This is a genomic window from Acetonema longum DSM 6540 (assembly GCF_000219125.1).
GTDB classification, from domain to species: Bacteria; Bacillota; Negativicutes; order Sporomusales; family Acetonemataceae; genus Acetonema; species Acetonema longum.
This window is the reverse complement of record NZ_AFGF01000054.1, coordinates 45,820-59,655: the sequence shown is the minus strand read 5'-3', so window position 1 is coordinate 59,655 and position 13,836 is coordinate 45,820. Positions and strand designations below refer to the sequence as shown.

The window sequence follows — 13,836 nt, the reverse complement described above, 5'->3', positions numbered from 1 at the left end:
GAACTTTTACCTGATTGACACAAGGTCAATTTTATCATGGGTATGGGCAAGCCGGTTGGCCTATCATTACGTGCGGGGGCGTAAAAAATCCCCTCGCAAAACTTATTATACGAGGAGAGATGTTTCATGAAAAATCGTGATTGTACCGCAGAACAGAAGGATAAAGACTATATCTGGCACCCCTTCACTCAAATGCAGGACTGGGTTAAGGAGGAGCAGCTGGTTATTGCCGCCGGCGAGGGAATTAAACTGATTGATACCCAAGGCCGGGAATATTTTGACGGAGTTTCCTCCCTTTGGCTCAATGTCCACGGGCATCGCAAACAGGCCATTGACCAGGCAATTATCGGGCAGTTGGATAAAATCGCCCATTCCACCATGCTGGGACTAGCGAATGTGCCCAGCGCCGAACTGGCCGAGCAATTGGTCGCCATCGCGCCAGCGGGACTGGCCAGGGTGTTCTATTCTGACAGCGGCTCCACCGCCGTGGAAATCGCCGTGAAAATGGCCTATCAGTATTGGCAGCTCAAGGGCCGGAAACAAAAGAAGCAGTTTGTTACCCTGACTAATGCTTATCACGGGGATACCATCGGCTCAGTCAGTGTCGGCGGTATTGACCTGTTTCACCGAATTTTTCAGCCGCTCTTATTTCAGACAATTCACGCTCCATCGCCCTCCTGCTATCACTGTACCCTGGGGGATAACCCGCAGCAGTGCGGTATGGCCTGTGCCCAGCGCCTGCATGATATTCTGGCCGAAAGGCATGACGAGATCGCGGCGGTTGTGGTAGAACCATTAGTACAGGGGGCCGCCGGCATCCTGACTCAGCCGGAGGGATTTTTGCGGCGGCTGCGGCAGTGGACCAAAGAGTATGATGTGCTGCTGATCGTGGATGAAGTGGCTACCGGCTTTGGACGGACCGGCAAGATGTTCGCCTGTGAACATGAAGGGGTGAATCCGGATATCATGACCATGGCCAAAGGCATTACCGCCGGTTATCTGCCCCTGGCCGCCACCCTGACCACTGCTGAGATCTATAACGCTTTTCTCGGCGGTCAGCAGGAACAGAAAACCTTTTTCCACGGACACTCCTATACCGGCAACCCATTGGCCTGTGCCGCCGCTCTGGCCAATCTGCGAGTATTCAGGGAGGAAAAAGTACTGGCAAGCCTGCCGGCCAAGATTGCCGCTGCCCGAGCTTCCCTGGCTCCATTCCGGGAAATGCTCCATGTGGGTGATGTGCGCCAGTGCGGCTTGATTATGGGTATTGAACTGGTAGAGGATAAAATATCCAAGACGCCCTACCGCGGGGAGGGGGCTCTAACTATGGGAGACAGGGTATGCCGCCAGGCCCGCCGTGCGGGGCTGATCATTCGCCCCCTGGGGGACGTGATTGTCTTCATGCCGCCTTTGGCCAGCACTCCCGATCAAATAAAGGAAATGCTGGCGATCATCCAACGCTCAGTGGCGTCAGTGACCGATTAAATACCGATTGCTCATATCCCAACTTTGCTTTTTTTCTCCTCCTGGCCTATAATTATAGGATAGGAGGAGAGTTTTTTATGCAGTGTATTGCTGATTTGCATATTCATACCGTAGCCAGCGGACATGCCTACAGCACTGTGCGGGAAATTGCCGCCGTTGCTGCCGATAAAGGGCTGAAGCTGATTGCTATCACCGACCATGGCCCTAAGATGCCCGGTGGCCCCCATCCCTATCATTTCGGCAATTTGGCGGCCGTGCCAGACTATATTTCCGGCGTCAGAGTGTTAAAAGGCATGGAAGCCAATGTCATCGACAGGGAAGGGACACTGGACTTGGAAGAACAGCGGCTGGCACGGCTGAATATCGTGCTGGCGGGTTTACACACAGTTTGCTCACCTCACGGGTCGGTGGCCGAAAACACGGCTATGATGATCCGGGCCATGCAAAATCCATGGGTGGATGCCATTGTGCATCCCGGCAACCCGGAATACCCGGTGGATTATGAGAAAGTGGTACAGGCCGCCGTGGAATACGATGTAGCTTTGGAGATCAACAACAGTTCTCTGACCATCAGCCGCAAAGGCAGCCAGCCTAATTGCGAACAAATCGCCGCCCTCATGAAACAATACGGCGCTAAACTGATCATAGGCTCCGACAGCCATTACTGCGAAACAGTGGGCGAATTTACGGCTGCCTTAGCCTTGATTGCGAAATATAATTTCCCGCCGGAACAGATACTGAATTCCAGCATGGAGCAAATCGCCGCCCATTTGCGCCGGAGAAAATATCGAGTGATATAAAGCATCGAAGCCACTTTCCGAGTCTGCTGAAAGGATGATTGCAATGGAACAATTTCGACTGGTGATTGTTACAGGCTTATCGGGCGCCGGAAAAACCCAGGTCATGCGCGTGCTGGAAGACCTAGGCTATTTTTGCGTGGATAATCTGCCGCCGGCGCTGATTCCCAAATTTGCCGACTTATGTTCCCAGTCCGCCGGCCGGGTCAGCCGCATAGCACTGGTAGTGGATATCCGGGGCGGTGAATTTTTCGACAAGATGGTACAGGTGCTGGAAGACATGGAAAGCCAGGGCATTCTGTATGAAATATTGTTTTTGGAGGCTTCGGACGAAACCCTGATCCGGCGCTATAAGGAAACCCGGCGACGACATCCCCTGGCAGCCGAGGGACGGGTCAGCGAAGGTATTACTCTGGAACGGGCGCGCCTGGAAAAGATTCGCGGCCGGGCCACTCATATCATCGATACTTCGGAATTGTCCACTCCCCAGTTGAAAGAGAAAATTACCGCACTGTATTCCGAGAGCACGGAACATGAGCGCATGACCATTACGATCGTTTCCTTTGGTTTTCGCCATGGACTGCCACTGGATGCGGATATGGTCTATGACGTCCGGTTTCTGCCGAATCCCCACTATGTGGAGTCTCTCAGGCGGCGCAGCGGTATGGAAGCGCCGGTGCGGGAATACATCTGGAAATGGCCTATTACGCAGCAATTTACGGAAAAACTATTAAATTTGATTGACTTCTTAGTGCCGAACTATGTTAAAGAAGGAAAAAGCCACCTGGTTATTGCTGTCGGCTGCACCGGCGGCATGCATCGCTCGGTGTTCATTGCCGAAAAGCTCTATGCTCATCTGAAAAACAAAGGCTACAAAGTGAATGTGGAGCATCGGGATGTGAAGCATAACTTGGTTGAGGAGTAGAAATATGAAGTGGATACAGTGGCTATATCCCGGAATGAAGCTGAAACGCTGGCTGTTTCTCTTTGCTCTCGGCGTCATTCTGACCAGTTTCGGACTGGCGGTGGTGTTCAATTATCAGTTCATCAGCCAGGTGGAAACCCAGATCTTTCTTACGGTATACAGGCTAACCGGGACTCATATGCCGGGAAGCGCCCCTCTGGCCGGTTTGTTGGTGTTTTTTGCCGGAGTGGCAGCCATGGTGCTGGCCACCAAGCAGATGATCCTATCGATTACCAGCGTGCTGTTGCCGGAAGGCGTCGGCAGCATCGTACAGAAAATCTATGATAAACGCAAGCGGGACAAGGGGCCGTCGGTGGTCGTACTGGGCGGCGGTACCGGATTATCGGTACTCCTCAGGGGATTAAAAAAATACACCAGCAATCTTACTGCTATTGTGACTGTGGCCGATGACGGCGGCTCCTCGGGACGGCTCCGGCAGGAACTGGGCATGATTCCTCCCGGTGACCTGCGCAACTGTCTGGTGGCTCTGGCAGAAACCGAGCCGCTGATGGAAAAACTGTTTCAGCACCGCTTTGGCGGCGGCGGCATGCTGGCCGGACACAGTTTCGGCAACCTGTTCATCGCTGCTATGAATGAGGTGTTAGACGATGTGGAACTGGCCATCAAAGAATCCAGTAAAGTGCTGGCGGTTTGCGGCCAGGTGCTGCCGGCCACTACCAAGCCTGTACGGTTGGTGGCCACTATGACTGACGGCAGCCAGGTTGACGGTGAATCGCGGATTCCTTTGTCCGGCAAGAAAATTAAACACGTTGCCATCGAGCCGGCTGATGTAAAACCGGTGGCCAGTGCTCTGGAGGCTATCGCTGAAGCCGATGCCTGCATTTTGGGGCCGGGCAGTCTATACACCAGCATATTGCCTAATCTTTTGGTTAAAGAAATTGCCGATGCGCTGCGGCATTCGCCGGCGGTAAAAATTTATATCTGCAACGTCATGACTCAGCCGGGTGAAACCGACCGATATACCGCATCCCAGCATATCAAGGCGATTATCAATCATTTAGGACCGGGTGTGATTGATTACGCCATCATCAATGTCCAGACTGTAGCGTCCCATCTTAAAGAAGCATACGCCAGAGAAGGAGCCGCCCCGGTCGAGGCCGATGTCCAGAATGTGAAGGCGCTAGGCGTAGAGCCGGTTATGGCCAACATCATCAGCGAGACCAGCCTGGTGCGTCACAATTCAGCCCAGTTGTCCCGCATTATTATGGATATGGTTGAAAAAATAAGATATAAGAGCCAGGTACCTTTCCTGGATTATTACCTATATAATCTACCGGTTTCGTCGGAGAATGATTCCAATGACAATGAGGATGTCTGTTGAAAATCATCTGTGGCCTGGAATCAGAGACCGTTCCAAAAGATCCGGATGCTAGGTAAGAGCAACGCTTGCGTTGCCGTACTGAAGAATTTAGGTGACTTTTCGGCTTATGAGAAATCATCCGTTACTGCCTATTCTCCCGAAAGGTCACAAATTTTGATACAACACGACGAGGACGGGCGTGAGACTGTACGTCGAGGTGTACGTCAACGCCCACGGGAGTAACGATGCAGATGGGCCTTTTTCATGGTCCCCAGGGGGTGAAGTTGGTTGTCCTTCTCTTCCGACGTTCGCAACGAATTGGCGCGGGTAACGGGTGAAAAGCGCTGCTGCCATATTGCTGAGCTGGCAGCATTGATGCGTATGGGCGGTGCCATGCTCATTGGCGGCAATTCTAATCTGGGCATCAGCTTTACTACGGAAAATGCGGCGGTGGCCCGGAAGGTTCTCAAACTCTTAAAACAAGGCTTCGATGTTAAGACCGAAATTATGGTTAGCCGGGCCTTGCGCCTCAAAAAAAACAATTCTTATATGGTAAGAGTCACTCCGTCAGCCCTGGTAACCCAGCTCTTATCTACTTTAGGGATCATTGATGGCCAGACCCTGAATGCGGGCAAAGACAGCGGGATTATGCGCAAGATTTGCTGCCGGCGGGCCTATCTGAGGGGGGCCTTTTTGGGCGGCGGCTCGGTGAACAGGCCGGAAGGCGACTATCATCTGGAACTGGTCACCGGCAATCTGGATTTCGCCAAAACTCTGCTGCGGCTCCTCAGGACGTTTCAGCTGAGCGCCGGCCTTACCGACCGGAAAAATGATTACATTGTCTACCTGAAAGACGGCGATGCCATTGGCGCGGTTCTGCAGATCATCGGGGCCCATGATGCCCTGATGATCTATGAAAATGTGCGGGTAATGAAGGAGATGCGCAACCAGGTTAATCGTCTGGTAAACTGTGAGACAGCCAATCTGCAGAAAACCGTCAATGCCGCTGTACGCCAACTGGAAGCCATTCGTTACATTGAAGCCACCGTCGGACTTCAATCCCTCTCCGAGGGATTGCGGGAAACCGCCGAGCTCAGATTGCAGCATCCCGAGGCCAGTCTGCAGGAGCTGGAACGGGCTCATGGCGATCAGGTCAGTAAATCCGGCATCAATCACCGGTTGCGAAAACTAGAAAAAATTTCTGAGAAATTACAAGGAAGAAGTTTTTCTCCTGGAAAAAAATCAACGTTTACATAGACAATACGATATTGCTATACTTGTGGTTGTATCGGAATTCATGACTTTTCAGAGAACGGTAGTAATGGATGCTCTTTCATCAGTGAAAAGTCATCTGAATTCTTCACAATACGGAGACGCAGAGCGTCTCTCTGATATAGGAGGTGAAAAAAGTGAAGTGGCTGCCAATTTATGTAGTACTTACTGTATGTCTGCTGATGCAAAGCGGTTTGACGAAGGCAAGCGCCCCGGAGTCGCAGTCTCTCTATGACATAAAGGAATGGCCGGTTACTATTTCCAGCTACGGCGGCACTCTCTTGTTTTCCGACAGTCCCGAGGAAGTGACTGCCGATGGTATTCTGTATCAGGATACAGTCAGCGGCAATATCCGGGTCTTTTTCCATCATGTAAATTCCAGCACGGGCAATAAACGTTTGACTGTAGTCCTGGAAAATCCGGGGAATAAACCGGTGCGGGTGAATGTTCACCAATACGGATTAGGTGGTCCCAGCAAGAATTACCTGGCAGTGGGCAAGGATGCTCAAATGCAGTATTTCGCCGGCAGCGAGCAGTATGAGGTACTGATTCCTGAGCGGGACAGCGTTCATTTGTCCAAGGAACTGGCTTACAGAATCATCAAACCGGACGAACTGGTCAACGGCATTTACGATTTTATCGCCGATCAGCCGGTAAGGGTCAAAGTGGTGATGGGTCCTACCGGGATCAGCTTGCGGCAATTTGCCCGTATTGCGCCGATCCTGCCCAAAGACCAGTACAAGCTGCGGGGAACTTTTCCCAGGATGGATCGGATGGTACTGCCGTACAAAGTATATGATCCGGCGAAACACGGCATGGTGGCCATTACCCTGGCGGATCACCAATTGGATCAATACGCCAGAGGGATCGATGCTACTGACGGGTTCGAAGCATTGAATTACGGAAATTTTGGGATTATCTACCGCTTATTTCTGCCGGGAGCAGAGGGAAATGTCTCTTATTATCTGAATCCCCGCGGCGGCGTTTATGCCGGCGCCATGGGAGTCAGGCACCAGTATCTCCGGCAGCCGCCGCTGGCTACACCCAACGACAGACTGTATATCGGCCAAGGCACCGTAACGACCCTCACTCCCCTGGGTACTTACGCCGGACAGGATTCCCTCTGGTTTACCTTCAGTCCTCCCGGCGCTTCCAATCTGCCGGTTAAAATCGTCATCATGCCCAATAGTCCTGCTCCCGATTCCGGTCGTACTAAATCTTAAACTGCATAATACTATGATCTTGAGGACAGTGTTGATAAGAAAAAATTCTTGTTAATACTGTCCTCATTTGGTAATATAGTACTATTAATGACAAATATTTATTGATTAACAGTAAAAACTAGCGCGGTTAAGGGGGGGCAAAGTATGGAGATGGGGGTCGTTTCTCCCTTTACAGAAGCAGTTGCAGGAGTATTGCAACGGTTTGGCATGCAGCAGGTGGAAGTTGGGGAACCCAGAACTGAGGAAGGGTTGTTGCGCAGTCAAGAGGTGACAGCCCTGGTCGGGTTGACAAAAAACGTAAAGGGAAATGTGGCTTACAGTATGTCGGAGGGCATGGCCAAAAGTATCGCTTCTCTGATGATGTCAGGGATGCCGGTGAATGAGCTGGATGCCATGGCTCAAAGCGCTGTGGCCGAAATGGCGAACATGGTGACTGCCCACGCGGCAACCGGCCTTGAAAAATTAGGTTATAGCGTGGATATCACAACGCCTTCGCTGGTTATGGGCGATGGCATGATGGTCCGGCTGACACATCTGAAAACACATGTATTTCCGGTGAAAACCGAAAAAGGCATCATGGACGTCAGTGTCGGACTGGAATTTTAATCCATAGCCACCATTGCCGGACAAATGGCGGGATTATGGCATAAGCTATAGTGCCCTCCTTTGTTTACAACGAATACTTGCCTAGTGAGGCAAAAGCGGCTAAAATAAGAAATGAACCCAGGTACCAGATACCAGGCAAAGGAGGGGATTCTAGTGGCCAAACACGTGAAAACCATTAATACAGCCTCACTGCAACAAACCGTACATACCGGCGGTTGCGGCCAGTGCCAGACTTCTTGCCAGTCGGCCTGCAAAACATCCTGTACAGTAGGCAATCAGGTCTGCCAGAAGTAAGCTCAGGCGAAAAAGCCCCGTGCCGTAGCGGTGCGGGGCTTTGCGTATTTAGGGAACCGTTGAAAAAGGCCCATCTGCGTTTTCGGGCCTGCGAGAACGCGCTGTTCAGAAAGCGTCCCTTTTCGGACGGTTCCGGATTTGAGACCGCAGATAGGATTTACACATAGAGTATGTTATGAAAGGAAACGAAAATGAAAAAGAGTATTCACACATTTACCCAGGGCGATTTGCATATATTGCTGGATGTCAACAGCGGCGCCGTACACCTGATTGACGGCATGACTCAGGATATTCTCCAGGTGTTTGAAGGCGGCAATGACCAGGCGGTTTTGAATGCCCTGTCAGGTCACTACGACAGAGGGGATGTTACGGAGGCCCTGGAGGAACTTCACCAGTTAATGGACCAGGGACTCCTGTTTGCGCCGGAACTCTCTTTACCGGACGTATTCCGCCAAAAACCTGTCGTTAAATCCCTTTGTCTGCATGTGGCCCATGACTGTAATCTGCGCTGCGGTTATTGCTTTGCCGGGACCGGCGCTTTTGGCCATCAGCGGGGATTGATGGATGCAACGGTGGGGAAAAAGGCGATTGACTTTCTGATTGAACATGGCGGGGATCGCCGTTATGCGGAAATCGACTTTTTTGGCGGGGAACCCCTTTTAAATATGGAAACCGTCCGGGCTGTGACAGACTATAGCCGTCAGCGCGGCCAGGAGACAGGCAAGATCTTCCGCCTGACCCTGACGACTAACGCGGTCCTCCTGGATGACGCAACCATACAATATTTAAATGATAACGACATCAGCGTCGTACTCAGCCTGGACGGCCGGCGCCAGACCCACGACCGGATGCGCCCCCGTACCGGCGGTGCCGGCAGTTTCGACGAATGTGTGCAAAATATCACCAAGCTGGTTCAGTCCCGTAATGACCAGAACTACTATGTGAGGGGCACTTTCACCGCCTGGAATCTGGACTTTGCCGCCGATGTGCTGGCCATGGCTGATCTGGGCTTCACCCGGCTGTCAGTAGAACCGGTTGTGGCAAAAGGCGCTGCTTACGGGATTGAAAGCCGCCATTTGCCGGAGCTGTTCCGGCAGTACGATCTCTTGACGGAAGAGTATCTGCGGCGAAAAGAACAAGGCGTCGGATTCGATTTCTTCCACTTTAACGTGGATATCAATAACGGTCCTTGTGTAGCCAAACGGCTCAGCGGCTGCGGCGCCGGCCATGAATACTTCGCAGTTACACCTGACGGAGACCTGTACCCCTGTCATCAATTTGTGGGACGGGACGGCTTCTGTGTCGGCAGTGTATTTGATGGCATTCAGCGGCCGGAAATCGGCCAGCGATTCCGGGACGCTGATGTCCTGACTAAAGAAGCTTGCCGTTCCTGCTGGGCTAAATTCTATTGCAGCGGCGGCTGTCATGCCAATGCCGATTTATTCCATGGCCGGCTGGACCAACCTTATGAGATTGGCTGTGAACTGCAAAGAAAGCGCTTGGAATGTGCCATTTATATCCAGGCAAAACTGGCTCTGACTCGGGAAAAATAGAATAGAAGAAAAAATTCGGCCTGACTATAATAATTATGGAAAAAGAAGAAGTCAACCGCATATTAATTAATAACAGCCGGCGCGGAATACGCTCGCAGGATCCGCAATATTTTACTATAACCTGCCTGATCCTGCAAGGCAGGAAATTTAGTTTCTTTTGTCGAATCTAAATTTACAGACAAATGATCGTCGGTTATTTAGCTTTTATTGTCCCCGGCCGGAAGCGGACAATGGCAGAATAGCCGACCTGCGGTAAGACAGGACGGTCATGTTCTTAATATTCAAATAATATTAGCGCGACGGTTATACCACCGGGATACCGGGGACCCTGGACGGCCATGTTAAGATCGGAAAGGAGGGCTTGCCGCAATGCGAATGGAATTTGGTCTGAAACTTGATGTCAATCAAAAGCTGGTTATGACGCCGCAGTTATGCCAAGCCATCGCTATTTTGCAGCTTTCCACACTGGAACTGGCTGAAATGGTGGAACAAGAGATGCTGGAGAATCCTGTTTTGGAACTGGCGGATGTACAGGCTGACTCCGACGGTGAAGAATCCGAGTCGGGAGAAAGTGCCGAGTCCACGCTGCCGGAGGCTGAATCGGATCAGCAAGTGAAAGAATACCTGGAGTGGGAGAATTACTTCAATCAAGGTTATGATGCCGGCGAAACCACAGTTTCGGACGAGAAGACTTCTTTTGAGGGGTTCGCTAAATCAGCCGTCACTTTGCAGGAGCATCTGGAGCTGCAGCTCAGATTCTCGCCCCTTAGTCCGGCGGCTTTGTGCATCGGTGGCTACCTGATTGGCTGCATCGATGACCAGGGGTATTTATCCTGCTCCGTTGAGGATGCGGCCGCCGCACTGGGGGTCCAGCCTGAAGCCGCGAAAAAAGTCCTGCGGGTGATTCAATCCTTTGATCCGGTGGGTGTGGGGGCCAGAGATTTAAAAGAATGTCTGAATATCCAGCTGGATCATCGTCGTATCCAGGATGTTTTGGTGAGGGTAATCGTGGACCGATACCTGGAGGAAGTGGCCAACAGCCACCTGAAACAGATCGCCGATCAGCTCCAGGTCACGCCCCGTGAGGTGCAGCAGGCTGTCGACATTATCCGGACTCTGAATCCAAAACCCGGCAGTGCCTTCAGCAGCGGCTCGGAATCAGGCTATATCGTACCGGATGTGAATATTGACAAGGTCGGCAATTCGTTTGTAATCATCATTAATGATCATTCGATTCCGCGCCTGGTCATTAATCCGTATTACCGCCGGGTCATGCGGGATATTGACTCTGAGGCCAAAAAATACGTGGAAGGCAGGATTCATGCCGCGGTGTGGCTGATGAAAAGCATTGAGCAGCGGCGGCGCACCCTGTATAATGTGGTCGGCGCTATCCTGGACTGCCAGAAAGATTTCTTCGAGTTGGGGCCTAAACATTTGGCGCCTTTAACCATGCGGCGGGTGGCCGATCAGCTGGGAATCCATGAATCCACCGTCAGCCGGGCGATTGCCAATAAATATGCTTCTACTCCCCATGGCGTGTTTTCGTTGCGCACCTTCTTTTCCGCCGGTGTTTCAGGCAGCGGCGGAGCCCAGCTTTCGTCTTCCCGGGTAAAACGTGAAATCAAAGAGATGGTTGCCGGCGAAGCTTCAGGCCAGCCCTTTAGCGATCAAACCATCATGGAACGTTTGCAGCAACAGGGCATCGCCGTATCCCGGCGCACTGTGACCAAATATCGCGAGGAACTGGGGATACCCGCGTCCAATAAACGCAAACGCTATTAAGGATCGTTGAAAAAGCCCATTGTGTTGCTTCAGCCTCCTGCGGCGGTCTCAGTCGGAAAGCGACCTCTTTTCTCCTTAATCCCACGCTGCTCCACAGCTTTCTAGTATCAAGGTACCTTCCGAGCGTACAGTCTCCCGCCCGTTTTCGTCACGCTGTCAGAAATTCGTGACTTTTCGGGAGAACAGGTAGGGCGATCACAAGACAAAAGAACCTGCTGGCTTCAGCAGGTTCTTTTATTCATATATGGGAAAGATTTCAATATATCCCTCTTGACAAAACGATAAAGCGCAGGATAAAATGATAATGAAATTCATTATCATCAAATCAATGAGGTTTCAGATGCTTCCATACCTGCAGAGAAGAGAGCCAAGAGCTCCGTTGCGGTCTTATATCGCGCGGAGTTTTTTTACTGCGGAGTACAGGCCTTAAGACTGACACAGTTCGGGAGAAAAAAGGAGAGATTGCGGATGATGGCCGGTTGCGATCGGGCAGACGAAAGGAAACGAAAAGAAGCCTTGCCGCCTATACGTTGCAAGCATTGCAGCAGGCTGCTCTGCCGGGGTATTGCCCAGACCATTGAAATTAAATGCCCCAAATGCGGTACGATTCAAATAATACAAGGCTGCGAAGCCGTGACGGCTAAATGCTGCGTCAATGGCCGACCGCTTTTGTAGTTCCGGTAATATTTTTATGAGGGGAGCCATTTATGAATTTGGCCAACAGTACGTTAAAGGACCCTAGGATATCTTTGCGCAACGGCGTAAGTTTGGCTGCTATAGGGCTGTTGCTCGGCATGATTTTCAGCGGAATTTTATGGGGGGCGGTAGCGGTCAGCTGGCAAGAGATCTGGCAAGTGCTGACAGGGCGCACTACCGGAGAAAATTATCAAATTATTTATAATATCCGGCTGCCCAGGGTCTTATTGGGGGCGATGGTGGGGATGAACCTGGCGTTGTCCGGGTGCGTGCTGCAGGGTATCATGCGCAATCCTCTGGCGGACCCGGGGATTATCGGCGTGTCGGCCGGGGCCGGTTTGGCGGCGATGATCATTATGATTCTTCTGCCTGAGATGACCCTGCTTGTGCCGATAGCTGCCTTTATCGGCGCGCTTTTGGCGCTGTGTTTGGTGCTGGTTCTGGCCTGGAACAAGGGGGTCCAACCCCTGCCTATGGTTTTGGCCGGAGTAGCGGTGGCTGCCCTGCTGGGCGGCGGCATGAGCCTGCTGATGATCTTTTATTCCGACCGCATCCAGGGCACGGTCAACTGGATGGCCGGCAGCCTCCAGGGCCGCAGCTGGAACCACATTCGCATGATCCTGCCCTATACCCTGTTAGGGACTATAGGAGTAGCGGCGGCATCCCGCTATTTAAATCTTTTGCAGCTGGGTGACGAAGTGGCTAAGAGTCTGGGGACCCGTGTCCAGGCGGTACGTCTGGGCCTCATAGGGCTGGCGGCACTCCTGGCGGCTTCGGCGGTCAGCGTGGCGGGGCTGCTGGGTTTTGTCGGTCTGGTGGTGCCCCATATTACCCGGATGCTCTTAGGCTCGGACTTTGAATACCTAATGCCTTGTTCAGCCTTATTCGGGGCTGTCACGGTAGTGGCAGCGGATATGGCGGCCCGCACCGTATTCAGTCCGGTGGAAGTTCCGGTAGGAATTTTCATGGCTTTTCTGGGAGCGCCATTCTTTATCTACCTGCTGCGAAAGGGGATGCGACAGGGATGAACGCTGAAGTCCGCCTGGAAGCAAGACAGCTCACTCTGAGTTATGGGGAAAAAATCATTTCTGCCTGTCTGGATATTGTAATCAACCAGCCGGAAATTATAGCCATCATTGGGCCCAACGGCTCCGGCAAATCTACTTTCCTGAAGGCTCTCAGCCGGCTGTTGCCGCCGGCTGAAGGAACGGTGCTTTTAAACGGCGAAGACATTCATCGGATGCGTCCTAACGCGGCGGCCCGGCTGCTGTCGGTGCTGCCTCAGTCGGCCCAGGCGCCGGGAGATATGCTGGTGCGGGATTTAATCGCCAACGGACGGGCTCCTTATATCAGTTTGTTCGGCCGCCCGGGGAAAGAAGATGAAGCGGCCATTCTGTCGGCGGCTGACGCCACTGGTGTGACCGGGCTGCTGTTTCGCCGGCTGGATTCCCTGTCCGGCGGTGAGCGTCAGCGGGCCTGGCTGGCTCTGGCCCTGGCCCAGGAACCCCAGCTCCTGATGCTGGATGAGCCCACTACTTATCTGGATGTGCATCACCAGCTGGAATTCATGAAACTGGTAAGCCGACTGTATAAAGAAAGAAAGCTGACAGTAGTCATGGTCCTCCATGATCTCAACCACGCTGCCCGCTATTGCCAGCGGATCATTGCCATGAAACAAGGCGATATATTTGCCGACGGGCCGGCTGAAACCGTTTTGACTGCCGAATCGATCCGGCTCCTTTACGGGGTGGAAGCTACCATCATGACCATCAAACAAGGAAACAGGGAGCATTTGGTGTGTTTCCCTCACGATGTGTGCAGCGTCTGACGGCTTGCCGTAACT

General features: G+C 52.3%; 13 protein-coding genes. All 13 read left to right on the top strand.

Annotation, left to right across the window (positions count from 1 at the left end; all coding sequences use genetic code 11):
- Positions 1-126: 126 nt before the first annotated feature.
- The gene (gene bioA / locus ALO_RS07295) at positions 127-1,485 is read left to right on the top strand and encodes an adenosylmethionine--8-amino-7-oxononanoate transaminase (RefSeq protein WP_004094353.1); all 1,359 of its coding nucleotides are present in this window, start codon (positions 127-129) and stop codon (positions 1,483-1,485) included.
- A 77-nt stretch (positions 1,486-1,562) separates the two neighbouring features.
- On the top strand, positions 1,563-2,285 hold the full coding sequence (locus tag ALO_RS07290; RefSeq protein WP_004094352.1) for a phosphatase: 723 nt from the start codon (positions 1,563-1,565) through the stop codon (positions 2,283-2,285).
- Between the two features lie 43 nt (positions 2,286-2,328).
- Positions 2,329-3,207 (top strand): RNase adapter RapZ, encoded by an 879-nt coding sequence (gene rapZ, locus ALO_RS07285; protein WP_004094350.1) that lies wholly within the window; start codon positions 2,329-2,331, stop codon positions 3,205-3,207.
- 4 nt (positions 3,208-3,211) lie between these two features.
- Positions 3,212-4,588, top strand: coding sequence for a gluconeogenesis factor YvcK family protein (locus ALO_RS07280; protein WP_004094348.1), 1,377 nt, complete (start codon positions 3,212-3,214; stop codon positions 4,586-4,588).
- A gap of 267 nt (positions 4,589-4,855) precedes the next feature.
- The gene (gene whiA / locus ALO_RS07275) at positions 4,856-5,824 is read left to right on the top strand and encodes a DNA-binding protein WhiA (RefSeq protein ID WP_004094346.1); all 969 of its coding nucleotides are present in this window, start codon (positions 4,856-4,858) and stop codon (positions 5,822-5,824) included.
- A gap of 152 nt (positions 5,825-5,976) precedes the next feature.
- Positions 5,977-7,062: a hypothetical protein gene (locus ALO_RS07270; RefSeq protein WP_004094344.1), complete on the top strand. Its 1,086-nt coding sequence runs from the start codon at positions 5,977-5,979 to the stop codon at positions 7,060-7,062.
- A 144-nt stretch (positions 7,063-7,206) separates the two neighbouring features.
- Entirely contained in the window at positions 7,207-7,668 is a 462-nt protein-coding gene (locus ALO_RS07265) for a chemotaxis protein CheX (RefSeq protein ID WP_004094342.1), read from the top strand.
- A gap of 153 nt (positions 7,669-7,821) precedes the next feature.
- Positions 7,822-7,962, top strand: a complete 141-nt coding sequence (gene scfA / locus ALO_RS21325) for a six-cysteine ranthipeptide SCIFF (protein WP_004094341.1) — start codon at positions 7,822-7,824, stop codon at positions 7,960-7,962.
- A gap of 191 nt (positions 7,963-8,153) precedes the next feature.
- Complete coding sequence (gene scfB / locus ALO_RS07260) at positions 8,154-9,515, top strand: thioether cross-link-forming SCIFF peptide maturase (protein ID WP_004094340.1); 1,362 nt, start codon at positions 8,154-8,156, stop codon at positions 9,513-9,515.
- A gap of 369 nt (positions 9,516-9,884) precedes the next feature.
- Positions 9,885-11,297, top strand: coding sequence for an RNA polymerase factor sigma-54 (rpoN, locus tag ALO_RS07255; protein ID WP_004094339.1), 1,413 nt, complete (start codon positions 9,885-9,887; stop codon positions 11,295-11,297).
- Between the two features lie 468 nt (positions 11,298-11,765).
- Positions 11,766-11,972, top strand: a complete 207-nt coding sequence (locus ALO_RS07250) for a Com family DNA-binding transcriptional regulator (RefSeq protein WP_004094337.1) — start codon at positions 11,766-11,768, stop codon at positions 11,970-11,972.
- A 32-nt stretch (positions 11,973-12,004) separates the two neighbouring features.
- Complete coding sequence (locus ALO_RS07245; protein WP_004094335.1) at positions 12,005-13,021, top strand: FecCD family ABC transporter permease; 1,017 nt, start codon at positions 12,005-12,007, stop codon at positions 13,019-13,021.
- Positions 13,018-13,821 carry an ABC transporter ATP-binding protein gene (locus ALO_RS07240; RefSeq protein ID WP_004094333.1) on the top strand — a complete coding sequence of 268 codons (804 nt, stop codon included), beginning with the start codon at positions 13,018-13,020 and terminating at the stop codon, positions 13,819-13,821. The genes ALO_RS07245 and ALO_RS07240 overlap by 4 nt, the downstream gene beginning before the upstream one ends.
- The last annotated feature ends 15 nt before the right edge of the window (positions 13,822-13,836 follow it).

Bases quoted from the DNA above. Each gene is read 5' to 3' on its own strand.
- ALO_RS07240 (WP_004094333.1), top strand. From the start codon at position 13,018: ATGAACGCTGAAGTCCGCCTGGAAGCAAGACAGCTCACTCTGAGTTAT.
- rpoN (WP_004094339.1), top strand. From the start codon at position 9,885: ATGCGAATGGAATTTGGTCTGAAACTTGATGTCAATCAAAAGCTGGTT.
- bioA (WP_004094353.1), top strand. From the start codon at position 127: ATGAAAAATCGTGATTGTACCGCAGAACAGAAGGATAAAGACTATATC.
- ALO_RS07290 (WP_004094352.1), top strand. From the start codon at position 1,563: ATGCAGTGTATTGCTGATTTGCATATTCATACCGTAGCCAGCGGACAT.
- rapZ (WP_004094350.1), top strand. From the start codon at position 2,329: ATGGAACAATTTCGACTGGTGATTGTTACAGGCTTATCGGGCGCCGGA.
- ALO_RS07265 (WP_004094342.1), top strand. From the start codon at position 7,207: ATGGAGATGGGGGTCGTTTCTCCCTTTACAGAAGCAGTTGCAGGAGTA.
- scfB (WP_004094340.1), top strand. From the start codon at position 8,154: ATGAAAAAGAGTATTCACACATTTACCCAGGGCGATTTGCATATATTG.
- ALO_RS07245 (WP_004094335.1), top strand. From the start codon at position 12,005: ATGAATTTGGCCAACAGTACGTTAAAGGACCCTAGGATATCTTTGCGC.
- ALO_RS07280 (WP_004094348.1), top strand. From the start codon at position 3,212: ATGAAGTGGATACAGTGGCTATATCCCGGAATGAAGCTGAAACGCTGG.
- ALO_RS07250 (WP_004094337.1), top strand. From the start codon at position 11,766: ATGATGGCCGGTTGCGATCGGGCAGACGAAAGGAAACGAAAAGAAGCC.